The following is a 24007-nucleotide window of genomic DNA, read 5'->3' on the forward strand; positions in this document are numbered from 1 at the left end:
ACGGTCGGTCGTCAGGCGCCGGGCGCCTGGCCGCGGGTGCTATAACCTGTTTCGCGGCGAAACGACAGCCTCGGCCCGACGCCACTCCCCCGCTCAACTGTCGATCCGCTCGATGAACCAGTTGGTAAGCCGGGTCCAGACCTCGTCCTTTTCGGCGGCGTCCTCCACCCCGTGCTCGAGATTGGGGTTGTCGTTGACCTCGATGACGAACACGCCCTCGTCGGTTTCCTTGAGGTCGACGCCATAGAGCCCGTCGCCCACCGAACAGGCGGCGCGCAGGCCGGTGTCGAGCACCAGCGGCGGCACCTGGGCGAGCGAGAACGACTTGAAGCCGCCCTCGAGCGGCTTGCCGCCGGTGTCGTGCTTGACGATCTGCCAGTGCTTCTTGGCCATCAGGTACTGCACCGCGAACAGCGGCTTGCCGCCGAGCACGCCGATCCGCCAGTCGAATTTGGTGGGCATGAATTTCTGCGCGATCAGCACCTCGGAATCATGCAGCCAGGCGCCGGCCAGCTCCTTCAGCTCCTCCATGGTGGCGACCTTGGCGACGCCGCGGGAGAACGAGGAATCGGGCACCTTGAGCACCATCGGGAACCCCAGCAGATCCGCCGCGCGCTGGAAATCCTCAGGTCCGATCAGCATCACCGTTTCGGGCACCTTGATGCCGTTCGACGACATCAGTTCGTCGAGATAGACCTTGTTGGTGCAGCGGATCATCGACACCGGATCGTCGATCACCGGCATGCCTTCCTGCTGGGCGCGGCGGGCGAAGCGGTAGGTGTGGTTGGAGATCGAGGTGGTCTCGCGGATGAACAGCGCATCGAAATTGGCGAGCCGCGGCAGGTCCTTGCGGTTGATCGGCTCGACCGAGACGCCCATCCGCGCGGCGACCCGCGCCCAGTGCTTGAGGCTGTCGATCGACGAGGGCGGCAGCGCCTCGTTGGGGTCGACCAGGGTGGCGAAGGAATAGCGCGCCGGCGCGCGCGACTTGGCGTCCTTCCACTGCCGCCCGGTATAGCGCGCCATCGCCTGAAAGAAGATGTCGCGGTCGGCCTCGTCGAGCTTGCCGAGCGGCAACAGCCCGATCTTGGCGATCGAGACCCAGTCGCCGGGCTTCAGCGTGAGTTCGAGGATCGGCGCGCGGAACCAGTCGAACAAAAGCCGGCAGAAACGCTCGAGCCGCGCGTCGGTGCTGGTGCCGAAGAACACCCGGAGCCGCGCCGGCAGCGGCGGCTCGGCATGGGCGCGGACCGACTTGTTGAGTGCATCCTCGAGCTCGGGAATGGCGTTCTCGTAAAGCTTGCGCGCCGACAGGTCGATCAGCGTCTCGACCGAGGGAATCACCCGCTGGCCGCGCGCGGCGGCGAGCAGCGAGGCATAATAGCCGCGGCTCTGATAGGCGTAGGAACGCGACAGGTTGATGATGTTGGGCCGCGCGCCGCGGAACATCTCCGGCCGGGCGAGATAGTCGCGGGTGGCGAGCACCTTGTGCTTGGTGGCGGCGTGATCGAACCGCGACAGCGCGGTCGAGAGAATGATCCAGTCAGACATGGGGCGTCTTTCCCTTGATGAGCACGGCCGCGCGCAGGCCGGACCGGCCGAAGCGGGCAATGCGGTCGAATACCGCGTAGGGCACGGGGATATCTGCGGCATCGGCGGCGGTCTCGTCGACCTCGTCCTCGACCCAGGGGTCGTGGACGAAGATGTGACGGCCGTCATCGCCGTGGGCCAGCACCCAGTGGGGCACTTTCTTGCCCATCATCAGATAGCCGCTGACCAGCACGATGGCGACATGGCCCTCGGCGAGGCGCGCGCGCAGCCAGTCGAGCGTGAAGGCCTCGATGTGAACCGGGGTGGCGGCGGCGCGGACGCGACCCCGGAAATCCCTCTGCGCGAGCTCCATCACCCGGTGCTTTTCGGGATCGCGCACGGTTTCGAGAAACAGGAGGTCCTCGGTCGAGCACCAGACCTCGGGATCGAGCCCGTGGTCGCGCGCGACCATGGCGAGGCCGAAGGGTTCGCAGCCGCCCGGGCCCGAGAGCATGAACACCGTGGTGGCCTCGCGCCACAGCCGGATCTCCCACACGGGATCGAGGAAATCGGGGGAGCGGAACCGGGCCAGCGCCATCAGCAGGCAGGCCGCGCCGCAGGTGAAGTCGGTCGACTGCTCGTAGAAGGGAATCCGGAGCGCGGGCGTGTCGGAGCCGCGCAGCAGCTTTTCGAACCGCAGCGCCGCCATGCCGTCGGCATAATACTCGTCCACACGGCCGATCTTGCGGTAGCCCGCGCTGCGGTAGAGCGCGATCGCGGAGAGATTGTCCTCGCGCACCTCGAGCCGCAGGATGATCCGGTCGTGATCCATCGCCGCCTTCTCGGCGGCAGCCAGCAGCGCCCGGCCCAGTCCCCGGCCCGCATGGTCCGGCGCAACCGCCAGCGAATAGAGCCGCGCCAGCGCCGCGCCGGCCCGAAACAGGATCATGGCATATCCTGATATGCCTGTTTCCGATTCGGCGACCAGGGTTTCGGCGGTCGGGCGGTCGATCAGGGTTCGGAACGACCGCCGCGAGATGCGGTCGGAGGCAAACACCGCTTTCTCGATCGCGTCGAGAGCGTCGATGTCGGAGATGGTGGCTGGGCGAATCCGCGGTGCGGACATGAAAAATCCTGTGGGATCAGGTGACCAGGGCCGTTGCCGGCCTGCCTTTCAGGCGCGCAAATCATGTCTGATTTGTGTCATCCTGTCACCGGCAGACACGCGATTTCGCAAAGCCCCGCAAGCGCGGTGGACGTTGACGGGCCGGGATGCGATACCCACATGCATCGGGGCCGCAGGTCCCGGGCGCAGGACCGATCCGGGCCGCGGCACGCCCGCGCCACCCACCGCGCCGGACAGACGAAGGAACGCCATCCATGATCATCGAAGCCGCCCGGCGGGGCGGGTCCAACCTGTTCTCGGCCGCCTCGCGGTCGGTGCTGTTCAAGTCGCTGGGGCTGACGATCCTGCTGCTCGCGGGCCTGTGGTTCGGGCTTGGCGAGCTGTTCTCGGCGGTCGCCATGCCCTGGCTCGACAATCTCGTGCCGGGACTGCCGGACTGGGCCGGCTGGGCCGGCACGGTGGCGGCGATCGTCGCCGGCGTGGGGCTGGCACTGGTGCTGGCGCTGTTCGTGGCGCCGGTAACGGCGGCGATGGCGGGCCTGTTCCTCGACGACATCGCCGAGGTGATCGAGGCGCGGGACTATCCCTTGGACCCACCGGGCACCGCAATGCCGCTCGGACAATCGATCCGGCAATCGCTCGGCTTCCTGATGGTGGTGGCGCTCGGCAACCTGCTCGCGCTCGTGCTGCTGCTGGTCCCGGGCATCAACCTCGCGGCCTTCTTCCTGGTCAACGGCTATCTGCTGGGCCGGGAATATTTCGAGTTCGCCGCCATGCGCTTCATGAGCCCGGCGGAGGCCAAGCGGCTCAGATCCCGCAACTCGACGACGATCTTCTTCGCGGGCCTGATCATCGCCGCTTTCCTGTCGGTGCCGCTCCTGAACCTGCTCACGCCGATGTTCGCGGCCGGCATGATGGTGCATCTTTACAAGATGATTGCCGGGAGAAACGGCGCGAGCCTGTCGCGCAGCTTCGAAGACGAGTTGTCCCGCCGGTGACTTCGGCCGGCGGCCGAAACCGCCGGCACGTCTCAGCTGGACCGGTTATTCGCGGCCGGCTTCGTAGTAGACCGTGGGTGTGTCCTGTGGCCGGCCCGTGAAGGCGTAGACGTCGTAGCGCGCGTCCTCGTCGTCCCCCATGCCGAGCGAGCCCGCCGGCATGCCCGGGGTCGACAGGCCGCGGATGTCGGGCATCTCGGCGATCAGCTTGTCGATCGCCTGCAACGGCACATGGCCTTCGAGCACATAGGTGCGGCTGCCGAGTTCCAGGCTCGCGGTGTGGCAGCCTTCCATTTCCGGGCTGACGCCCGCCTGCTTCTTGACCATGGTCAGGTCCTCGATGTCGTGGGTGGTGACGTCGTAGCCGGCGGCCTCCATGGCCTTTGTCCAGTCCTCGCAGCAGCCGCACCACGGCGTCTTGTAGACGGTCATGGCCTGGGCCATGGCGGCCTGGGCGGCAAAGAGGCTCAGAAGGGCGGCAAGCGCTGCCTGTTTGATCGTTTTCATGGTAAATGTCCTTGTCGTTCCGATTGCGCGACGGCTTGGGGTCCGGGCTCTTGCCGGGGTTCGGAGCCAGTCGCGTGGATGCGTCTGGGGAGGTCGGGCACGCAGGCCCGCAGTCACGCCGCCGCATCGCTCGGGCCTCGACACCGAAGCCGGCGAACCGGGCGGCCGTCAGGCGGCGATCGGAGGCCGGAAGGCGAAATGCGGCGCGAAGCCGGTGCCGGATTGGCTCGCCGGCGCGACGAAATCCGAGCCGGACACCGGCTCGAACCGCCAGGCCGCGGGGATCGCCATCAGGCAATGAAGATCGCAGGCCGCACCATGCCCGCCCCTGTGCTTGATGTCGGACCCGGGGCAGCACGCGTCCGGCATCCCCGCCTGGTCGGCGATGGACATGGTTTCGGACTGCTGCGCCATCCCCGCCATACCCTCGTGGCTCATCGCCTCGGCAGGAGCAACTGCCGCGCCATGGCCCGACACCGCCGGCACGACGAAGGCCAGCGCAAGGGCGACGAGCATGACAATGGCGATCCAGGTGCGCATGACACCTGACTATCCCGGATTGAACGACATATCCAGATGGCCCGATGTCGCATTTGGCGGAGCGATCATCGCCGGCTTTGCCGTCAGCGGCGGGTTTTGCCGTGATTGCCCAAGTTCCGGCAGCGCGCCTCACCGGGTTCGGTGACGTCTCAACGCAACAGGCCGAATTGGATTTCGATCTTGTGGTAGGGTGCCCCGGGACCGTTCCACCCATGATAAATTTCCCGGCTCTCCCCCGAGTAAATATATCTTGAAACATCCAGTTCCGCCGCGAGCGGCGCATAGCCCTTTGTGAAAATCGTCCTCAGCGACCCTTGATGCACCCGACTTGCAACCATGATCGGCTCCAAGTGGGCGAGTTCAAACTCTCCACTGTAGTGCTCAGGCTTCTTTACCGGTCGGCAGATCGCCCAATCGAACAGGGTTTTCCCGTCCTTGGGAAGATGCCACGCGATAAACAACCATGGTCCATCGACCTCGAGCCCAAACGAACCAATCTCTGCGTCGATCTTTCGGGTGCATTCCGCAGCGGTTTCCCTGATGTCCGGGATTCTCAGCCTCTTCCTGTCGCACAAGACCCACAAATCCGGAGTTTCCTTGATATCCATCGCCCCCTCGTCGCGCAGCCGATTCACAGTGCCAAAGCTATGGCGTTGAAAGAACGCGGCCATCTTGCGGCGGAGAACCAGATTCCAAATGGCTGCGCAATCAACGCATTATGAGGAAAATTTTTCTCTGCTTGGCATTGTGGCGCCCCACACCGGATCGCTCCCTTGCGGGCTCCTGACTGACGACAAACGAGAGAAGGTTCCGGCATCCTAAGACGGCGTCCCGAGTGACGGTTTACCGGGGGCCGGACAAAGGGTGGAGCGACTGAAATGGTGGCGCAATGCCGCCAGAGAGCCGGGTGAAACCTGATGTGCGTCCTGGCCAAGAGCCTCAGCCTTCACGGCGGGGCCTGCTTTCCGGGAGGGGCTGGAACCGACCAGCCCACTTTATAATCCCAATGCCCCGCCCTCACACCACCTGCGCCGGAAGCTCGACGAGCGGAGCCGGGATGTCGGTGGTCTTTTCCTTCGATTTACAGAGATCGGCGATCACGCAACGCTCGCATTCGGGCTTGCGCGCCTTGCAGCAGTAGCGGCCATGCAGGATCAGCCAGTGGTGGGCGTGAAACAGATAGTCGTCGGGGATGATGCGCATGAAGGCCGCCTCGACTTCATCGGGGGTCTTGCCCGGTGCGATCCGGAGCCGGTTGCCGATGCGGAAGACATGGGTGTCGACGGCGAGCGTGGGGATGCCGAAGGCCATCGACATCACCACATTGGCGGTCTTGCGGCCGACTCCGGGCAGCGTGACCAGTTCCTCGCGCGTCATCGGCACCTCTCCGCCGAACTCGTCGACCAGCTTCCGGCTGAGCGCGATCACATTCTTGGCCTTGTTGCGGTAGAGCCCGATGGTCTTGATATACTCGCGCACCCGCTCCTCGCCGAGCGCAAGCATCTTTTCGGGCGTGTCGGCGATCGCGAACAGGGCGCGGGTCGCCTTGTTGACACCGGCATCGGTGGCCTGCGCCGACAGCGCCACGGCAACCACCAGCGTGAACGGATTGACGTGCTCGAGCTCGCCCTTGGGCTCGGGCCGCTGCACCGAGAAACGGCGAAAGATCTCGCGGATCTCCTCGCGGCTGTAGGGATTTCGCGGCGTGCGCGGCCGCGCGGGCCTGGCATTGGCCGGCAGCTTCGCCCCGGACTTAGACGCCGCGCCGGCGCGGGATGATTTCAGGGTCTTGGGCTTTTCCATTCCATCCCTATAATCAACGGCAAGCGAGCATGGCAACACAAGCTCACCGGAGACCCGCCCCCATGAACGAAGAGCCCCTGTTCGAGGCCGTCCTGAGCCCGCACCGTTCGCTCGGCCGCACCGGCTTCGCGATCCTGATGACGATCACGAGCGCGATCACACTGGTGCACATGGTGATTTTCCTCCGGATCGGTGCCTGGCCGATCTTCGCCTTTTTCGGCCTCGACCTCGCGTTGCTGTTCGGCGCCTTCTGGCTGAGCTACCGTTCCGGGCGGATGCGCGAGTTCGTCCGCATGTCGCGCACCGATCTCAATGTCCGCAAGGTCTCGCCTTCGGGGCGGACGGTCGAGCATTCGTTCAACCCGTTCTGGGCGCGGTTCAACATCGCCCGCCACGACGAGATCGGCATCACCCATATGCTGATCAGCGGCCAGGGCCGGCGCACCGATGTCGGCGGGTTCCTGAACCCCGACGACAAGGAAAGTTTCGCCTCCGCGTTCCAGCGCGCGCTGGCGCGCGCCAAGCAGCGCTAAGGCCCCGTGACCACGCGTCGCGTTTCGGGTGGTCAAGCGGGGCGGCCAGTGCTTGAGTGATGCTTCAAGGAGTTCCCCATGACCGTGACAGCCCAGCTTGACCGCGACATCACCCCGACCGGCGAGGACTACGATCTCGTCCGCAAGACCATCGAGCGGATCTCGCTCGACTACCAGTCCCAACCCTTGCTCGAGGAGATCGCCTCGGATCTCGGCGTGGCGCCCGCGCGGCTGCAAAAGACCTTCAGCCGCTGGGCCGGGCTCACGCCGAAGGCCTTTCTGCAGGCCGTCACGCTCGACCATGCGCGCCGGCTGCTCGGCCACGAGGGCCTGCCGATTCTCGATGCAAGCTATGAGCTGGGCCTGTCGGGCCCCGGCCGGCTGCACGACCTGTTCGTGACCCACGAGGCGATGAGCCCGGGCGATTTCAAGTCGGGCGGCGCAGGGATCGCGATCCGCTACGGCTTCCACCCCTCGCCCTTCGGCACGGCGGTGATCATGGCGACCGAGCGCGGGCTCTGCGGGCTCGCCTTTGCCGATCCCGGCGGAGAGCAGGCAGCGCTCGAGGACATGACCCGGCGCTGGCCCGGCGCCCGCGTCACCCCCGACCAGGAGGCGACCGAACCCTATGTGGCGCGGATCTTCTCGCCCGGGCAATGGCGTGCGGACCGGCCGCTCAGGATCGTCATGATCGGCACCGATTTCCAGGTGCGGGTGTGGGAGGCGCTTTTGAGGATTCCGCTCGGGGCCGCCTCGACCTATTCCGACGTGGCGCGCGCGATCGGCAAGCCCTCGGCCTCGCGCGCGGTGGGCGCCGCGGTCGGGCGCAACCCGATCTCTTTTGTGGTGCCCTGCCACCGCGCGCTCGGCAAGTCCGGCGCGCTCACCGGCTATCACTGGGGGATCACCCGCAAGCGGGCGATGCTGGGCTGGGAATCAGGGCAGCTCTGCCAGTAGCGACGTGCCCGACGGGTTAGCCGGGCACGCGGCATCGGTGACGCGACGCCGTCAGTGCGCCGCGGACATGTCGCCCAGAACTTCCTTCGAAGCCACGGTGGAATCGGCTTTGAGCCGGTAGACCATCGGCACGCCGGTGGCGAGATTGAGCTTGAGGATCTCCTCGCGGCTCAGCCGGTCGAGCACCATCACCAGCGCGCGCAGCGAATTGCCGTGCGCGGCGACCAGCACCTTCTGGCCCGCGAGCACGCGCGGCAGGATCTCCATCATGTAATAGGGCCAGACGCGGGCGCCGGTGTCCTTCAGGCTCTCGCCGCCGGGCGGCGGGACATCGTAGGAGCGGCGCCAGATATGCACCTGCTCCTCGCCCCATTTCTCGCGTGCATCGTCCTTGTTGAGCCCCGACAGGTCGCCGTAGTCGCGCTCGTTCAAGGCCTGGTCCCTGATGGTTTCGAGGCCGGTCTGGCCGGTCTGCTCAAGGATGAGCTTGAGCGTGTGCTGGGCGCGCGACAGGTCCGAGGTAAAGGCGATGTCGAAATCGGTGAGGCCGTAGTCCTTGAGCGCCACGCCGCCGGCCTTGGCCTCCTCGACGCCCTTTTCGGTCAGCGCCGGATCGCGCCAGCCGGTAAACAGGTTCTTGAGGTTCCATTCGCTTTGGCCGTGGCGGACGAGGACGAGCGTTCCGGTCATGTTGCGTTCCTTCTTGAGGCTGGGATTGATTACCGGTCCGAAAGACCGAGCACGTCGAGCATGGAATAGTAGCCCGGTTTCTGGTGGCGCGCCCAGAGCGCGGCGCGCACTGCGCCGCGGGCGAAGATCGAGCGGTCGGTGGCCTTGTGGCTGAGTTCGATGGTCTCGCCTTCGCCGGCGATCACGACGGAATGTTCGCCCACCACGGAGCCGCCGCGCAGGGTGGCAAAGCCGATCGAGCCTTCCTCGCGCGCGCCGGTGTGGCCGTCGCGCACCTTGACCGAATGCTGCGCAAGATCGATGCCACGGCCCTCGGCCGCGGCCTGGCCGAGCAGCAGCGCGGTGCCCGACGGCGCATCGACCTTGTGGCGATGGTGCATTTCCAGCACCTCGATGTCCCAGCCGCGGTCCTCGAGCGCGCGCGCGGCCTGGCGCACCAGCACCGACAGTAGGTTGACGCCCAGGCTCATGTTGCCGGACTTGACGATGCGGGCATGGCGCGAGGCCGCATGCAGCCGCGCCTCGTGGGCATCCTGCATTCCGGTGGTGCCGATCACATGGACGATGCGCGCCTGGGCGGCGAGTTCGGCGAAATCGAGCGTGGCCGATGGCGTGGTGAAATCGAGCACGCCTTCGACCTTGGCGAAGACCGGCAGCGCGTCGTCGGTAACGATCACGCCGTTGGCGCCGAGGCCTGCCAGCTCGCCGGAATCCTTGCCGAGCGCATCCGAGCCCGGGCGCTCGATGGCGCCGGCCAGATGCACGCCCTCGGTTTCGGCAATGGTGTGGATCAGCGAGCGGCCCATGCGGCCGGCGGCGCCGACCACGATCAGGCCCATGCTCTGCGCGGATGCGGTCATGACTTGTCTCCCTTGACGTCTGCGCCCGGTCCTTCCCCGGACTTCGGCTGCGGCGCAGGAACTTCGCTGATCGCCTGCAGCCGGGCATAGAGCCCGTCCCTGGAGGCGGTCAGGTCGGCATGGCTGCCGGCCTGGACCACCCGGCCCGCCTGCATGACCACGATCTTGTCGGCCCGGGCGATGGTCGACAGCCGGTGAGCGATCACCAGCACCGTGCGATTGCGCATGGCGCTTTCGAGCGCCTTCTGCACGGCGGCCTCGGATTCGTTGTCGAGCGCGGAGGTGGCTTCGTCAAGCAGCAGGATCGGCGCGTCGCGGACGAGCGCGCGGGCGATCGAGATGCGCTGGCGCTGGCCGCCCGACAGGTTGGCGCCGTTTTCGCCGAGTGGCGTGTCGTAGCCGAGCGGCTGGGCGAGGATGAACTCGTGGGCATTGGCAAGCCGCGCCGCCTCCTCGATCTCCGCATCGGTGGCAGACGGCCGGGCATAGCGCAGGTTGTCGCGGATCGTGCCCTCGAACAGCCAGGGCTGCTGCGACACATAGGCGATCTGCTGGCGCAGCGACTTCTTCGTGACGGTGGCGATGTCGACGCCGTCGATCAGCAGCTGACCGGAGGCCGGGTCGTAGAACCGCGGCACCAGCGAGATCAGCGTCGACTTGCCGGCACCCGACGGGCCGACGATGGCCGTGGTCTTGCCGGCCTCCGCGGTGAAGCTCACGTCGTCGAGAACCGGCACGCCGTGACCGTATTCGAAGGAAACGCCCCGGAACTCGATCCCGGCGCGATCCACGACCAGGACGCCCGCGCCCGGCCGGTCGCCCTGGGTCGGCTCCTCGTCGAGGATCTCGTAGATCATCCGGGCATTGACGACGGCCCGCTCGAGATTGACCTGCAGCCGCGCCAGACGGCGCGCCGGATCATAGGCGAGAAGCAGCGCGGTGATGAAGGCGAAGAAGGCGCCGGGAAGCACGTCGCCATAGATCGAGCGGAACGCCGCATAGGCGATGACGCCTGAGATGGCGAGGCCGGCGACGATCTCGGTCAATGGCGAGGTGCGTTCGGTGAGCCGCGCGATCCGGTTGGAGCGGTCTTCGGCGGCCCCGATCAGCGTCGATGTGCGCGCGCTGATCTGCTCTTCCATCGTGAAGGCCTTGACGATGGTGATGCCCTGCACGGTCTCCTGCATGGCGCCGAGAACGCGGCTGTTCAAGTCGATGGATTCGCGCGTGGCGCTGCGGAGCCGCTTGGAGATGTAGCGCAGCGCGATCAGGATCGGCGGCGCGCCGATGAACACGATCAGGCTCAGAACCGGGTCCTTGGTGACCATCACCACAATGAGCGCTATGAGCGTGAGCAGGTCGCGGGCAAAGGAGGTGATGGTCAGGTTCATCACGTCGCGGATGCCGGCGACGTTCTGGCTGATCTGGGCGGCGACCTGGGCCGAGCGGGCCTCGCCGAAATAGCTGACCCCGAGCGACATCAGATGGTCGATCAGGCGCTGCTGATAGCGGGCGACGAGATTGTTGCCGACCTGGGCGAGCGCCACGGCCTGGCCGTAGGAGGCAGCGCCGCGGATGACGAAGGCCGCCAGCACCGAGGCGCAGATCAGCCAGACCACCTCGGCATTCTTCTTGGCGAAGGCCTCGTTGATGACCGATTCCATGATCCAGGCCATGAACGCCGTGCTGGCGGCGACCAGCATCAGGCAGACCGCCGCGAAGATATAGGTCCTCAGATAGTCGCGGCCGTTTTCCCGGATGATCCGGCGAATCACCATTGTCAGCGATTCGACGTCGTCCTTGATGTTCCTGCCGCGCGCCAAATTCGCTCACCTCGTCGGGCGCTTCGCGTAAAGCGCCGGTTCTCGTGCACAGGGAGGGATCCCTGCTCCGCCGTGTGCGGCTCTATAGCGGGTCCGAACCCGTTTGCCTATGCTTTCCAGCGCCGTCCCTGGGTGGAAACGCCAAATCGGGCCGGAGTGCGGGCATAAGCCGCAAGGCCCGACAGCGCCGCCAGCGGATGCGTGATCACGAAAGTGGGGATGGTCCTGAGAATGGCCGAATGCGGCGCCTTGTCCTCGAAGGCGGCGCGGAAACGCGGCTCGTTGAGAGCCGGGATGATCTTCTGGGCGATGCCGCCGGCCAGAAACACGCCGCCGCGCGCCATGAACACCATGGCCAGGTCGCCGGCCACGCGGCCGAGATAGGTGACGAACAGTTCGATCGCCTCGACGGCGGCGGGATCCGAGCGGTCGAGACCGTGCGAGGTCACCTCGGACGGGGTGGTGGCGACCGGCTCCGTGCCGTTGGCTTCGGCAATGGCGTGGTAGATGTTCATGAGCCCGCGCCCGCACAGCAACTGCTCCGCGGAAATGCGGCCCTCGATCGGCTCATAGAGCGGGAACAGCTCGTAGTCGCGCTGCGTGCGCGGGCCGATGTCGATATGGCCGCCTTCGCCGGGCACGGGAAACCAGGTATGGCGGGCATGCACCAGGCCTGCGACGCCGAGACCGGTGCCGGGGCCCACCACCACGCGCGAGGCGCCGGGGCGGATCTCACCGCCGCCGATCTTTTCGAGATGCTCCGGTCCGAGCGAGGCCGCGGCCAGCGCCTGGGCCTCGAAATCGTTGATGACCATGATGGTCTCGAAGCCCAGGCCGCGGATCATGGCGTGCGGTTCGATCACCCAGTCGCTGTTGGTGAGGTCGATCAGGTCCCCCTTGATCGGGCCGGCGACGGCGAGAATCGCCGAACGCGGCTGCAGCGAGGTCTTGTCGAGCACGCCGGTCTGGATCGCCTCGTCGATGGTCGGAAAATCGGCCGTCGCCAGGATCGGGAATTGCTTCGGCTCGGCATTGGCATCCATCAGGATCGCGAAGCGGGCATTGGTGCCGCCGATATCGCCGATCAGGATCGGGAACGCCATGGAGTTGTCGGTGTCGTGTAGCGTGGGCATTGTCGGATCCCCGTCAGGGCTTTTCTGGTTGTGGCGCAGCCCGGCGCGCCGGACCGTGGCGAAACTCTGGTGGCGGCTCAGGCCAGCGTCTTGAGCAGGTTTTCGGCGGTGGCGCGATTGAGCGCCATCGGGATATCGTAGACGATGGCAAGCCGCATCAGCGCCTTGACATCGACATCGTGGGGCATGGCGGTGAGCGGATCGACGAAGAAGATCACAAGGCCGACATCGCCGGTGGCGATCAGCGCGCCGATCTGCTGGTCGCCGCCGAGCGGCCCGCTCTTGAGCCGGGTGATCTCGAGCCCGGGGCAGGCTTCGGCGATGCGTGCGCCCGTGGTGCCGGTGGCCACGATCGGATAGCGCGCCATCGCCTGGCGATGGGTCCTGGCGAAATCCGCCAAGTCATCCTTCTTTTGATCATGGGCGATCAGGGCAATGGAGGGTTTGACAGTCATGACCACCTGTGGTCTCGCGCGTGCCGGCGAGTGACACCGGCCGCATTTTCAATCGATTTGACGAACCAATCTATAGCCTCTCCCCCCGGCAAGGAAAAGACGCCCGGCAAGGAAATTGCGCGCGGGGGCCGGGCTTCAGGCTCAGCGGACGGGCCGTGGCTCGGGCATCGGCCCCTGCAGCGGCAGGGTGGCGGCGGCAGCGACCGGAGCAGGCTTCATCGCCGATCCGAAGGGCGCCTGTGCCGCGGAGGCGAGCGCCGGTGCGCGCACCACGTCTGTGCAGGCGGCCGGCAGATCCGACAGCTGCATCTCGCGCGGCTTGGGCTTGGGCTTGTCGTCCTTGGGCGGCTTGGCCGGAGCCCACGGCTCGTCGGTGAACCACCAGGCAAGCGAGGCGTCGCAGCCATCGCCTGCGGGCGGCGGGGTCTGGCTCTTGCAGCCGCTGGCGCCGGGCGGGCACTTGATGCGGATGTGGAAATGATAGTGGTGACCGTAATAGGGGCGCAGCTTGCCCATCGCCGAGCGGTCGCCCTTCCAGGTGTCGCAGAGCTTCTTCTTGATTCCCGGATGGATGAAGATGCGCTCGACTTCCGGATAGCTCGCAGCCCGCATCAGAAGCCGCGCATGCGCCGGCGTCCATTTGCGGTCGTCGACATAGAGCGAGTCCTGCTTGAGCATCGAGATGGCGGAAATGGATTCGCGTTCGGCGGCCGACAGCGTGCGGTTCGGCATCGGCGTCAACCAGATATCGGCGTCGAGGCCGACCTGGTGGGAGGCGTGGCCCGACAGCATCGGACCGCCGCGCGGCTGCGCGAGATCTCCGACCAGAAGCCCGGGCCAGCCATCCATCGCCGCCGCGTCCTTCGACAGGCGCTCGACCAGCGCCACCATGTCCGGATGGCCCCAGCGGCGGTTGCGCGACAGCCGCATCGCCTGCCAGGTGGGGCCGTCGGCCGGAAGCGCCACGCCGCCGGCCAGGCAGCCCTTGGAGTAGAACCCGATCGGCCGGGCGGGAAGGGCCGCCGGCAGCGAGGCCGCGCCGAAGATCTGCTTGGCGGTCTGCTCGGCGTCGGCACGGGACGCAAATGCCGCGCCCGCAGTCGCCGCGATCACGGCGGCAAGGGCGGCGCGGCGCAGCGCGTCCGGCAAGCGGCGGGGGATGATCATCTCGTACGGCCTCCGTGGGCGGCGCGGCCGACAGGCGCGCAAATCAGCTTTCAAAGCGGAGTCTAGCGCGTCGGCCGCGGCAAGCAAACCATCCAACACGCGCATGCCTCAAGCTCGGGGCAGGCCGGGCATCACAAGGCGGCAGAGCGGTCAGGGCCGGACACGGAAGAGCTGGAGGGCAGCGCCTTGCGTGCCGGGCACCGGCTCCAGGAACTCCGGAACGATACCCTTGCGCAACTGCGCATAGAGCCCGTCGGGGGCTGCGGCCGAGACGGTGTCCACTTCCGGGTCGCTGTTGCAGAAGGCCAGCACCGTGACCCCTGCGCCGCGCAGGAACTTGACCGAATCCACCGGTCGCGCCATGCCGGCGTGGAGAGCGGTCAACATGCCGCCCTGGTTGCGGTGATAGGGCGCGGAAAGCACCCGGTGGCCGGTGAAGCGCAGGATGTGGACGCCGAGATTGGACGGCCCGGACACCACGCCAGGCGGTTCCTGCGCGAGCGGCGCGAGCGCCGCGGCATCGGTGCAGCGCTGCGGCTCCTTGCCGCCGAGAAGCCCCGCCTCCTCGCCATGCAGCGCGTTGACACCCATCGACAGGAGCGCGCCCGCCAGCGCCCAGACGAAGGGAACGGCGGCGAAGGCCGCGCCGGCGAAGGCAAGCCCGTTGCGCGGGTTCTTCGGATCCGCATTGGCGCGGGTGCGCAGCCCGGCGATCAGCCCGGCGAAGGGAACGGACGAGAGCATGTTGGCAAACACCGCGCCGCGCACCTGAACCAGCGCGATCGCCCAGGACACCGCGATCAGGGCCAGCAGCACGCCATGGGCATGGACGTTGCGGCCCTGCAGGATGCGGCGCACGCACAGCACCATCGCCAGCAAAGGCACGAGATAGAAGCCACCCGCCGACCACGGCTCGTGGCGCAGCTGCGCGACGACCGACTGCGCTTCGGTGACATTGTTGAGCCACATCGTCACCAACAGCGGGTCGAGCGAGGCCAGCGGATTGCCGAGGCATTGCGGCGCGATGACGAGCGCGAGACCGAAGGTTGCCGCACCGACCGCACCGAGGCCTGCGAGCCGCGCCCCGAACCCGCGCGCCGAGAGGGCGGACACGGCCATGAAGAACAGGCCCGCACCAACGACGCCGAGCGCATAGAAGCCGGTCGAGAGCGCGTCGCAGGTCACCATGCCATAGCGCGAAGGCGGCACGGTCGCGAAGAAGATCATGCTCAGGGTCGCGGCAAGCGCGAGCGCAAAGCCCGCGGCCGCCGCCTGCATCGGCCGGCCGAGCCAGAGCCACTGCACCGCCACGACGGCCGCAACGACGACGATATGCGGCGTGGTTTCCGCCCCGATGGCGATTGCCAGCGCCGCGGCGATGCCGGCCAGCGCATGGGCCGCGACCGGCCGGCCGGGCAGGATCAGGCAGGCGGCGATGGTGGCGATCAGCGCCAGCTGGACATTGTGGTGGTCGATCGAGCCGGGCTGGAAGCGGTTGATCGCGAGGACGAACAGGAAGGCGAGCGCAAGCCCGATCACCCGGCCGGACGGTCCGCCGAGCACGCCACCCGCCAGCGTCAGCGCATAGAACACCGGCAAGGCGGTGACCAACGGCCAGACGAACAGCGCCGACGCCTCGGCGAGGTCCGGGCTCATCACCAGCGAGAACAGCATGATCAGGTTGGCGATCGGCAGGTCGATCAGCCGCGACCAGTGCATCAGCGTCCCGCCCTCAAGGCCGAGCCGGTCCTGGGTGAGATCGAACCAGCCCTGGCCCGCGAGCAGGTCACGGACTTCGACGAGGCGCATGACGTCGTCGTTGTCGGCGCCGACATAATCGACATAGGAGCTGAAATGCATCACCGCGGTGAGCAGGACGAAGACCGCGAAGGTGGCGAGCACGGGCAGGTGCAGCGGCGCGAAGAGGGACGCGCCAGTCAAGCTGCGCGGGCTGTCTGCCGCGCCGAACCGGGCATCGCCGGGGGCGGATTGGCTCTTGACCACAGGGAACTCCACGCACTTTGTCCGAGGGGTTCAACCTAGCCTTAACCTTCTCAAGAAATAGTAAAGCCACGGGCGGCAACCGTCCGCAGCCAAACGGGGACCCCCATGACCGACGGAATGTTCGCTGATCTCGAGATCGCGGTGCTCCTGCCGTGCTACAACGAAGCGGCGACCATCGCCGACGTGGTCGCCGGCTTCCGTGCGGCGATCCCCGGTGCCCGGATCTATGTCTACGACAACAATTCGAAGGACCAGACGGCGCTGCGCGCGGCACTGGCCGGCGCCACCGTGGTGCGCGAGCCGCGCCAGGGCAAGGGCCATGTGGTGCGGCGGATGTTTTCCGACATCGACGCCGATGTCTACCTGATGGCCGATGGCGACGGCACCTATGCGCCCGCCGACGGGCCGGAGCTGATCCGCATCCTGCTGAGCGAACGCTGCGACATGGTGGTGGGCACCCGCCGCGGCGTCACCGACGATGCCGGCCGGCGCGGCCACGCCTTCGGCAACTCGATCTTCAACGGCCTCTACAAGCAGATCTTCGGGGACGATTTCACCGACATCTTCTCGGGCTACCGCGCCTTCTCGCGCCGTTTCGCCAAGAGCTTCCCGGCGGTCTCGGGCGGATTCGAGATCGAGACCGAGATGAGCGTGCATGCCTCTCAGCTCAAGCTGCCGGTGGCCGAGCTTGCGCTCGACTACGGCCGCCGGCCGGAGGGCTCGCATTCCAAGCTTTCGACCTTCCGGGACGGAGCCAGGATCCTCTGGATGTTCGCGATGCTGATGAAGGAAACCCGGCCCTTCACCTTTTTCAGCTATCTGAGCGTCGCGACGCTGGCGCTGTCGATGGTGTTCATGGTGCCGGTGCTCAACGAGTATTTCCTGACCGGGCTGGTCACGCGGATGCCGACCTGGATGCTCGCCATGGCGCTGATGATGATGTCGTTGATGATCTTCACCGGCGGCGTTATCCTCGATTCCGTGGCGCGCGGACGGGCCGAGCAGAAGCGGTTTCACTACATGTCCATCCCGACGGCGCGCGTCGACCGACGCAGCAAGAACGGACCGGGATTTGCAGCCTCCGACCAGGCCGAAGCCCTGCCTCAAGCACCCGGAGGGCACAAACTGGCTTCATGAAGAGAAAGATCAGTTTCTTCCTGTTCGCAGGCGCCATCGGCTTTGCGGTCGACATGGGCATGCTCTGGCTGTTCCTGCGCTTCAGGCTGCTCGATCCGTTCAGCGGCCGCGTGTTCGCGATCGGTTCGGCGATGCTGTGCACCTACATGATCAACCGCACCTTCACCTTCGGCCGCTCGCACCGCAAGGTCGCCGTCGAGGGCGCGCGCTACGGCAGCGTCGGCGTCGCCTCGGCGCTGATCAACTATGCGGTCTATTCCGGCAGCCTGATCGCGCTGCCGTTCATCTCGCCCTATCTGGCGCTGATCCTGGGATCGGGGTCGGCAACCGTGTTTTCCTATCTCGGCTACGACCGCTTCGTGTTCGGCTCGAAAAAATAGCCGGCTAAACAGTCTCCCAGCCGTCGTGCTCCGCCGCGCGGTAGACGGCGTCGATGAAGCTCTGGTTCAGAACCGACTGTTCCAGCGTGAAGATGTCCTCCTCTGCGCCGCGCGCCTTGCGGACGAAGGCTTCGGCCTGCAGCCGGTACTGGCGCACGCCGGGAAAGCGGAAGGTCTGCGCTTCGGTCTGGGTGGCGTTGTGCAGCGTGACGGTGGCATGGCCGTAGTCGCCGGCATTGAACGGCGCGGTCACCTCGATATAGCCCTCCTCGCCGTGGAACACCATCATCTGGCGCAGCGCCATCTGCGTGGAGCAGTAGAAGCTCATCTCGAACGCACCGAAATCGGCCTTGACGCTGGCGTAGATGTCGGTTCCGAACGTCGGGTCGCGTTCGACCTTGGCCTGCACCCTCAACGGCTCTGCCTTCGTCGCGAACCGGGTCGTCACGGTGGGATAGACGCCGATATCCGGCAGGCCGCCGCCGCCCAGACCCGGCTGGTTGCGCATGTCGTCGGGATCGGTGTTGAAATAGGAAAACGCACCCTGGACATGGCGCAGCCGGCCGATCGCGCCCCCGGCGATCAGCTCACGCACCTTCTTCCATTGCGGATGATAGGCGACCATGAAGGCTTCGCAGACCAGCACCTTGTTGGCGTCGCGCGCGGCAATCACCGGGGCGATGTCATCGGCCTTGAGCGCGAGCGGCTTTTCGCACAGCACGTGCTTGCCGGCTTCGGCGGCCTTGATCGCCCATTCGACATGCTGCGAGGTGGGCAGCGGGATATAGACGCCGTCAACCTGGTCGGAGGCCAACAGCTCTTCGTAGGAGGCAAAGGCCAGCGGCGCGCCGAACCGGTCGGCCAGCGCCCGGGCGCGGGCATGGTCGCGGCTCGCGATCGCGGTGACCACGCCATTCTCGGAATCCTGCAATTGCGGGATCACCTGCTCGCGGCCGATCTTGGCGGTCGACAAAATTCCCCATCTGAACATGTGCTCTCTCCCCTTTGTCATTCCGCGGTCCATCCCAACGGGCCGCGGCGCGCCTGTCTTGTACGGGCGATTCGGCGTTTGACCAAATCGCCCACTTCTTGCCCCCGCGTCAGCGTTCGGCGGCCGCCCGCTCGCGGATCTCGGCCAGGGTCCAGTCGACTAGCAATTCGCCGTCCTGCCAGACCGGCTGCATGAGATTTTCGCGCTCGCCCAGATCCTTGAGCGCCACCGCATGCGGGCGGCCGTTCTCGCGGACCACCGCCTGGCGGTAGCGCTTCGACGCCTTGCCCGGATCGGTCTTCGGATTCTTGTTGATGCCGTGCCAGACGCCCTCATCGTCCTGGCGGGCATTGGCCTTCATGGCGAAGCGCAGCGTGTCGCGGTTGACCTTCTGCAGCAGTCCCGCGCCCATGCCGAAGGCGATGTTTTCCGCCGACCAGCCGCGGTCCTCGAGCCGGCCGAGGATGATCCTGATGGTTTCGGGCGTGACGCCGTCGCCCTGGATCACGCGCACCGCCGGATTGAGCACCTTGTAGCCCTTGGCGTTGAGCGACGAGCCGAAGATCTCGCCCAGCATCTCGACCGTGTCGACCGGCACGCGGCTGGCATCGCCCGAATCGGGGCGCACCACCAGCGTGCCGCCGGAGGCCTCGACCTCGGCCTTGAGTTCCTCGCCCCAGATGTTCTTGACCGCGCGATAGAGATCGTAGGAGTCCGACACCACGGCCACCAGCTTTCCCGGGCCCGCGAACTGCTTGAGCATGTTGCGGTAGGCTTCCGTCTCGCGGTCCTCGCCCCAACTGGTCATGGTCGAGTGCTCGGCGGCGGGAATCGAGAAGCCCGCCATCTGTTCATGATAATAGCGCCGGGCGGTGACCAGCGCGCTCACCGTGTCGGTGCCGAGGAAATTGACGAGATGGGCGACGCCGCCGATGCCCGCCTGTTCGAGCGAGGTGGTGCCGCGCGCGCCGAAATCATGCAGCCGGAAGGGCAGCACCTCGGCGGGTGAATCGCAGGTGCGGTCGAGCGAGGCGGAAATGATGGTGCGGGCGCCGTGCGAGACGGTGGCAACCGTCGAGGGGTACCAGACCGCGCGCAGCAGCGCCGTTTCCATGAAGGTCGGCAGCCAGAAGAAATCCGGATCGGTGTTGCGGACCTGGACCAGCGGCGTGCCGGTGGGCGCGATCATGCCCTCGGGCAGCGCCTCGATCAGAAGCGGCAACAGGCCGCCGTGGCGGGTGACGATTTTCTCGAAGCCCTCGCGGTGGAACGGCAGGCCGTGGGCCGTGATCATGTCCTCCGCCTCATCGACATCGGCCATGGTGATGCGGCGCGAGAGATATTCCTTCAGGAACATCTGCAGGCCGAAGAACAGCACATGATCATGCGCCCCGCCGGGCCGCGCCTCGATATAGGCCGAGATCGCAGCGGTCTCGGGCGGGTACTGCGCGAAATGCGAATATTTGTAGCTGTCCGAATTGAGAATGAGGTTCATGGGCCAGTGTCTCGCTGAAAGTCGCCCCGTTTATAGACCGGCAAATGCCGGTTCGCCTACCGCATCGCCCGGTTTTTCCTGCAGACGACCAATCCCGCACTGCGATGCCGGGCACCGGGTGCCGGGTGCCGGGTGCTCGGAGCAAATCTCGGCGCGGGGGCTTGCAAAGCCGGGCAGCCGGCGTTAAGTCGTGTTTGTTACGTTATTACATGACGTATCCGAGCCCCCAATTTCCAACCAACGAGGTTTGACAATGCGACTGAACACGACGACCTTTTGCGCTGGCCTTCTCGGCGCCGGTCTCGCACTGCTGCTGGCTGCTCCGCTGACGGGACCGGCTTCCGCCCAGGCCGCTTCCACGCACAGCCACAGCCATGAGGCCGGCGCGCAGGACGACATCTATCGCGGCTATTTCGAGGACGATCAGATCAAGGCCCGGGCGCTTAGCGATTGGGAAGGCGACTGGCAGTCGGTCTATCCCTATCTGCAGGACGGCACGCTCGATCCGGTGCTGGCCCACAAGGCCGAACAAGGCGACAAAACCGCAGAGGAATACCGCGCCTACTACCAGACCGGCTACGCAACCGATGTCGGGCGCATCGTCATCGACGGCGACAATGTGAGCTTCTATCGCGACGGCAAGACCACGCAGGCGCACTATATGTCGGACGGGCACGAGGTGCTGACCTACAAGAAGGGCAATCGCGGCGTTCGCTACATCTTCAGGAAGATCGACGGCGACGAGGCGGCTCCGGCCTTCATCCAGTTCAGCGACCATGGCATCGCGCCGGCCAAGGCGCATCACTACCACCTCTATGCCGGCGACGACCGCTCAGCCCTGCTCAAGCAGCTCGACAACTGGCCGACCTACTATCCCTCCGGCCTGTCGGGAGCGGAGATCGTCGAGGAAATGCTCGCGCATTGAGCATGCCCGGCAAGGCGATATCGACCACCAAAAAGAGCGGCGCCTGCAACAAGCGCCGCTCGATTTTCATGAAAGGCCTGCGCAGCAGGACTGAAGCGTGTCAGCCCCTGAGCACGCCGCCGGTCGATTTGACGACATTGGCGATCACGGCCTTGCTGAGCTTGTCGAGATCCTCATCCGTCAACGTGCGATCGCGCGGCTGGATGGTGATCTCGATGGCGACCGACTTCTTGTCCTCGCCGAGCGAAGGGCCCTCGAACAGGTCGAACACGTTGACGCCGGCGATCAGCGCCTTGTCGGCCGATTGTGCGGCGCGCATCAGCGTGCCGGCAGGGACCTGCTTGTCGACCACGAAGGCGAAATCGCGGCGCAGCGCCTGGAAGGCCGAGAGCGTGAGCACCGGCTTGGTGCGGGTGGGTTTGCGCTTGGCTTCCGGGATCGCATCGACGAACACCTCGAAACCCGCGAGCGGGCCGGTGACGTCGAGCGCTTCGAGCGTGTCGGGGTGGAACTCGCCGAAATGGCCAAGCACCACCTTGGGGCCGAGCTTGATCACGCCCGAGCGGCCGGGGTGGTACCAGTCGGGACCGCCCTGCTCGACCTGCAGGTTCGACATCGGCAGGCCGCAGGCTTCGAGCACGGCGAGCGCATCGGCCTTGGCGTCGAACACGCCGACCGGCTTGGCCGCGCCGTCCCAGTGACGACCGGAGCCGGAAAGACCCGCGGTGCCGCGGCGCACGCCGCCCGCCACCCGGCGCTGGCCCTCGGGCGTGTCGTTCTCGTAGGTGCCCGAGACCTCGAACAGCGCCACGTCGCCGAAGCCGCGCGCGGCGTTGCGCCCGGCAGCGGCGATCAGCCCCGGCAAGAGCGAGGGGCGCATGTCGGACATGTCGGCGGCGATCGGGTTGGCCAGCCGGAGTTCGGACTTGCCGCCGCCGAACAGCCTGGCCTGGTCGCCCGGAATGAACGACCAGGTGACGGCCTCCATCATGCCGCGCGCGGCCAGCGCGCGCTTGGCCGAGCGGGTGCGGATCTGCAGCGTGGTCAGGATCTTCTTGTTGACCGCGCCCATCGACGGCAGCGGCACCGGCTTGATGTTGTCCACGCCGTGGATGCGCATGACTTCCTCGACCAGATCGGCCTTGCCGTCGATGTCGGGGCGCCAGGAGGGAACGGCCACCATCACCCGGTCGCCGCCGCTTGCCACCTCGAAGCCGAGTGCTGTGAGAATGTCGACGCTCTCCTCGTTGGACACCGTAAGCCCAGTCAGTCGCTTGACTTCGGAGAAGGGGAACTCGACCGACTTGCGCTCATGGCCCTTGTAGCCGACCACGCGCGAAGCGGCCGCCGTGCCGCCGCACATCTCGAGCACCAGTTCGGTGGTGCGTTCGAGGCCGGGGATCATGTATTCCGGGTCGACGCCGCGCTCGAAGCGGTAGCGCGCATCGGTGATGATGCCATGGGCGCGGCCGGTCTTGGCGATGTTGATCGGGTCCCAGAGCGCCGATTCAATGAGCACATTGACGGTGTTCTCATCGCAGCCCGAATGCTCGCCGCCCATGATGCCGCCGATCGATTCCGGGCCGTTGTCGTCGGCGATCACCACATTGGAGGGATTGAGCGTGTAGGTGCGGGTGTCGAGCGCCAAAATCTCCTCGCCCTCGCGGGCGCGGCGCACCACCAGATCGCCCTTGACCTTGTCGGCGTCGAAGACATGCATCGGCCGGCCCTGGTCCATGGTCATGTAGTTGGTCACGTCCACCAGCGCCGAGATCGGCCGGAGGCCGATGGCGAGAAGCCGCTTCTGCATCCATTTCGGGCTCGGGCCGTTCTTGACGCCACGCACCAGGCGCCAGGCGAAGCCGGGGCAGAGGCTTGCGTCGTCGAGCTCCAGTCGCACGGTCTGCGGGGTCTCGCCTTCGACCGGGAACGATGGCGCCTTCGGGGTCTTGAGCTTGCCCAGGCCTGCGGCAGCCAGATCGCGGGCGATGCCGTGGATCGATGTGCAGTCGGGGCGGTTCGGCGTCAGGTTGATCTCGATCACCGGATCGTCGAGCCCGGCATAGGCCGCGAACGAGGTTCCGACCGGGGCGTCCTCGGGCAGGTCGATGATGCCGTCGTGATCATCCGACATGTCGAGCTCCTTTTCCGAGCACATCATGCCGTGGCTTTCGACACCGCGGATCTTGCCGACGGCGAGCGTGACGCCGATCCCCGGCACATAGGTGCCCGGCCGCGCCAGCGCGCCGACGAGGCCGGCCCGGGCATTGGGCGCACCGCAGACGATCTGCACCGGCTTGCCGTCGCCGGCATCGACCATCAGCACCTTCAGGCGATCGGCCTCGGGGTGCTTTTCGGCGCTGATGACGCGGGCGATGGTGAAGGGCCTGTAGGCCGCCTTGTCATCGACATCCTCGACCTCGAGACCGATCGCGGTCAGGCGATCGCAAATCTCGGCAAGCGTGGCATCGGTTTCAAGGTGATCCTTGAGCCAGGAGAGGGTGAATTTCATCCGTCTTTTCCCGTCGTCATTGTTGGGCGCTCGACGGAAAAACCCTCGAAGCGCGGAAGATCGTCGGCGATGTGCAGGAACGGCAGTTGCCGCTCGACAAAGGCATGCGAATGGGGCGGATAGGCCTCGGGCTCTTCCATGAACCCCAGCGCCAGATAGATTTCGCCCTTCAGCCGCTCGTCGGTGTAGCCGATCTGGCTGCCGCAATGGCCGCAGAACATGCGCGTGACGCCGCCCGCGCCGCGCCAGCGGTTGGGCTCGCCGAACCAGCTGAGGCTTGCAAGCGGGAAGCCGACAAAGGCCATCACCGGCGCACCGGTCTGCTTGCGACAATCGCGGCAATGGCAATAGGACTGCCAGACCGGCTCCGCGTCGATATCCGCGGAGATCAGGCCGCAGCGGCAGGAGCCGTGGTGAGAGATCCGCTCCGTCATAGCGCGT

Annotated in this window: 23 protein-coding genes; 6 read left to right on the forward strand and 17 right to left on the reverse strand. The window is 66.4% G+C overall.

Translation table 11 applies throughout. The features are described from left to right. Nucleotides 1-93 precede the first annotated feature (93 nt). Together AWJ14_RS18655 and AWJ14_RS18660 are read right to left on the reverse strand one after the other, a co-directional pair. Entirely contained in the window at nucleotides 94-1551 is a 1458-nt protein-coding gene (locus AWJ14_RS18655) for a RimK family protein (RefSeq protein WP_066182918.1), read from the reverse strand. Further along, nucleotides 1544-2656 (reverse strand): GNAT family N-acetyltransferase/peptidase C39 family protein, encoded by a 1113-nt coding sequence (locus AWJ14_RS18660; protein WP_066182923.1) that lies wholly within the window; start codon nucleotides 2654-2656, stop codon nucleotides 1544-1546. Before AWJ14_RS18660 ends, AWJ14_RS18655 begins: the two co-directional genes overlap by 8 nt. A 254-nt stretch (nucleotides 2657-2910) precedes the next feature. Here AWJ14_RS18660 and AWJ14_RS18665 point away from each other — a divergent pair, with 254 nt between their 5' ends. Beyond that, complete coding sequence (locus tag AWJ14_RS18665; protein ID WP_066182925.1) at nucleotides 2911-3654, forward strand: sulfate transporter family protein; 744 nt, start codon at nucleotides 2911-2913, stop codon at nucleotides 3652-3654. Between the two features lie 45 nt (nucleotides 3655-3699). Here the strand turns inward: AWJ14_RS18665 and AWJ14_RS18670 are convergent, their stop codons facing one another. The 4 genes from AWJ14_RS18670 to nth all read right to left on the reverse strand — a co-directional run bounded on the left by AWJ14_RS18670 (nucleotide 3700) and on the right by nth (nucleotide 6504). After that, nucleotides 3700-4161: a DUF411 domain-containing protein gene (locus AWJ14_RS18670; RefSeq protein ID WP_066182930.1), complete on the reverse strand. Its 462-nt coding sequence runs from the start codon at nucleotides 4159-4161 to the stop codon at nucleotides 3700-3702. Between the two features lie 168 nt (nucleotides 4162-4329). Continuing rightward, the gene (locus AWJ14_RS18675) at nucleotides 4330-4701 is read right to left on the reverse strand and encodes a hypothetical protein (protein WP_066182936.1); all 372 of its coding nucleotides are present in this window, start codon (nucleotides 4699-4701) and stop codon (nucleotides 4330-4332) included. Nucleotides 4702-4850: 149 nt separating this feature from the next. Next, the gene (locus AWJ14_RS18680) at nucleotides 4851-5309 is read right to left on the reverse strand and encodes a GyrI-like domain-containing protein (RefSeq protein ID WP_066183533.1); all 459 of its coding nucleotides are present in this window, start codon (nucleotides 5307-5309) and stop codon (nucleotides 4851-4853) included. A 409-nt stretch (nucleotides 5310-5718) separates the two neighbouring features. Continuing rightward, the gene (nth, locus tag AWJ14_RS18685) at nucleotides 5719-6504 is read right to left on the reverse strand and encodes an endonuclease III (protein ID WP_083220362.1); all 786 of its coding nucleotides are present in this window, start codon (nucleotides 6502-6504) and stop codon (nucleotides 5719-5721) included. A 62-nt stretch (nucleotides 6505-6566) separates the two neighbouring features. On the opposite strand from nth, the gene AWJ14_RS18690 reads away from it, so the two are divergent. After that, nucleotides 6567-7037 (forward strand): DUF2244 domain-containing protein, encoded by a 471-nt coding sequence (locus tag AWJ14_RS18690; RefSeq protein WP_083220363.1) that lies wholly within the window; start codon nucleotides 6567-6569, stop codon nucleotides 7035-7037. Nucleotides 7038-7115: 78 nt separating this feature from the next. Continuing rightward, complete coding sequence (locus AWJ14_RS18695) at nucleotides 7116-7994, forward strand: methylated-DNA--[protein]-cysteine S-methyltransferase (protein ID WP_066182942.1); 879 nt, start codon at nucleotides 7116-7118, stop codon at nucleotides 7992-7994. Between the two features lie 51 nt (nucleotides 7995-8045). Here the strand turns inward: AWJ14_RS18695 and AWJ14_RS18700 are convergent, their stop codons facing one another. The 7 genes from AWJ14_RS18700 to AWJ14_RS18730 all read right to left on the reverse strand — a co-directional run bounded on the left by AWJ14_RS18700 (nucleotide 8046) and on the right by AWJ14_RS18730 (nucleotide 16138). Further along, nucleotides 8046-8684, reverse strand: a complete 639-nt coding sequence (locus tag AWJ14_RS18700) for a 2,3-bisphosphoglycerate-dependent phosphoglycerate mutase (RefSeq protein WP_066182945.1) — start codon at nucleotides 8682-8684, stop codon at nucleotides 8046-8048. A 29-nt stretch (nucleotides 8685-8713) separates the two neighbouring features. Further along, nucleotides 8714-9544 (reverse strand): 4-hydroxy-tetrahydrodipicolinate reductase, encoded by an 831-nt coding sequence (gene dapB, locus AWJ14_RS18705; protein WP_139112701.1) that lies wholly within the window; start codon nucleotides 9542-9544, stop codon nucleotides 8714-8716. Continuing rightward, nucleotides 9541-11322, reverse strand: a complete 1782-nt coding sequence (locus AWJ14_RS18710; RefSeq protein ID WP_066183542.1) for an ABC transporter ATP-binding protein — start codon at nucleotides 11320-11322, stop codon at nucleotides 9541-9543. The genes dapB and AWJ14_RS18710 overlap by 4 nt, the downstream gene beginning before the upstream one ends. Before the next feature lie 152 nt (nucleotides 11323-11474). Continuing rightward, complete coding sequence (locus AWJ14_RS18715) at nucleotides 11475-12500, reverse strand: glucokinase (RefSeq protein WP_066182950.1); 1026 nt, start codon at nucleotides 12498-12500, stop codon at nucleotides 11475-11477. A 77-nt stretch (nucleotides 12501-12577) separates the two neighbouring features. After that, the gene (locus AWJ14_RS18720) at nucleotides 12578-12955 is read right to left on the reverse strand and encodes a methylglyoxal synthase (RefSeq protein WP_066183544.1); all 378 of its coding nucleotides are present in this window, start codon (nucleotides 12953-12955) and stop codon (nucleotides 12578-12580) included. Between the two features lie 141 nt (nucleotides 12956-13096). Then, nucleotides 13097-14122, reverse strand: a complete 1026-nt coding sequence (gene mepA, locus AWJ14_RS18725; protein ID WP_066182955.1) for a penicillin-insensitive murein endopeptidase — start codon at nucleotides 14120-14122, stop codon at nucleotides 13097-13099. 150 nt (nucleotides 14123-14272) lie between these two features. Then, nucleotides 14273-16138: a hypothetical protein gene (locus AWJ14_RS18730; RefSeq protein WP_066182956.1), complete on the reverse strand. Its 1866-nt coding sequence runs from the start codon at nucleotides 16136-16138 to the stop codon at nucleotides 14273-14275. A 93-nt stretch (nucleotides 16139-16231) separates the two neighbouring features. On the opposite strand from AWJ14_RS18730, the gene AWJ14_RS18735 reads away from it, so the two are divergent. Both AWJ14_RS18735 and AWJ14_RS18740 read left to right on the forward strand, forming a co-directional pair. Next, nucleotides 16232-17263: a glycosyltransferase gene (locus AWJ14_RS18735; protein ID WP_066182958.1), complete on the forward strand. Its 1032-nt coding sequence runs from the start codon at nucleotides 16232-16234 to the stop codon at nucleotides 17261-17263. Beyond that, nucleotides 17260-17643, forward strand: a complete 384-nt coding sequence (locus AWJ14_RS18740) for a GtrA family protein (RefSeq protein WP_066182962.1) — start codon at nucleotides 17260-17262, stop codon at nucleotides 17641-17643. Before AWJ14_RS18735 ends, AWJ14_RS18740 begins: the two co-directional genes overlap by 4 nt. A 4-nt stretch (nucleotides 17644-17647) precedes the next feature. On the opposite strand, the gene AWJ14_RS18745 is transcribed toward AWJ14_RS18740, so the two are convergent. Together AWJ14_RS18745 and AWJ14_RS18750 are read right to left on the reverse strand one after the other, a co-directional pair. Continuing rightward, on the reverse strand, nucleotides 17648-18634 hold the full coding sequence (locus AWJ14_RS18745; RefSeq protein ID WP_066182965.1) for a Gfo/Idh/MocA family protein: 987 nt from the start codon (nucleotides 18632-18634) through the stop codon (nucleotides 17648-17650). A 109-nt stretch (nucleotides 18635-18743) separates the two neighbouring features. Next, the gene (locus AWJ14_RS18750) at nucleotides 18744-20129 is read right to left on the reverse strand and encodes a nicotinate phosphoribosyltransferase (protein WP_066182967.1); all 1386 of its coding nucleotides are present in this window, start codon (nucleotides 20127-20129) and stop codon (nucleotides 18744-18746) included. Between the two features lie 253 nt (nucleotides 20130-20382). Here AWJ14_RS18750 and AWJ14_RS18755 point away from each other — a divergent pair, with 253 nt between their 5' ends. Then, nucleotides 20383-21054, forward strand: coding sequence for a ZinT family metal-binding protein (locus tag AWJ14_RS18755; protein WP_066182970.1), 672 nt, complete (start codon nucleotides 20383-20385; stop codon nucleotides 21052-21054). Between the two features lie 100 nt (nucleotides 21055-21154). Here the strand turns inward: AWJ14_RS18755 and pheT are convergent, their stop codons facing one another. After that, entirely contained in the window at nucleotides 21155-23566 is a 2412-nt protein-coding gene (gene pheT / locus AWJ14_RS18760) for a phenylalanine--tRNA ligase subunit beta (RefSeq protein ID WP_066182973.1), read from the reverse strand. Beyond that, nucleotides 23563-24000, reverse strand: coding sequence for a GFA family protein (locus AWJ14_RS18765; protein ID WP_066182976.1), 438 nt, complete (start codon nucleotides 23998-24000; stop codon nucleotides 23563-23565). Before AWJ14_RS18765 ends, pheT begins: the two co-directional genes overlap by 4 nt. Between the last annotated feature and the right edge of the window lie 7 nt (nucleotides 24001-24007).

Source organism: Parahoeflea olei (assembly GCF_001703635.1).
Lineage (GTDB): Bacteria > Pseudomonadota > Alphaproteobacteria > Rhizobiales > Rhizobiaceae > Hoeflea > Hoeflea olei.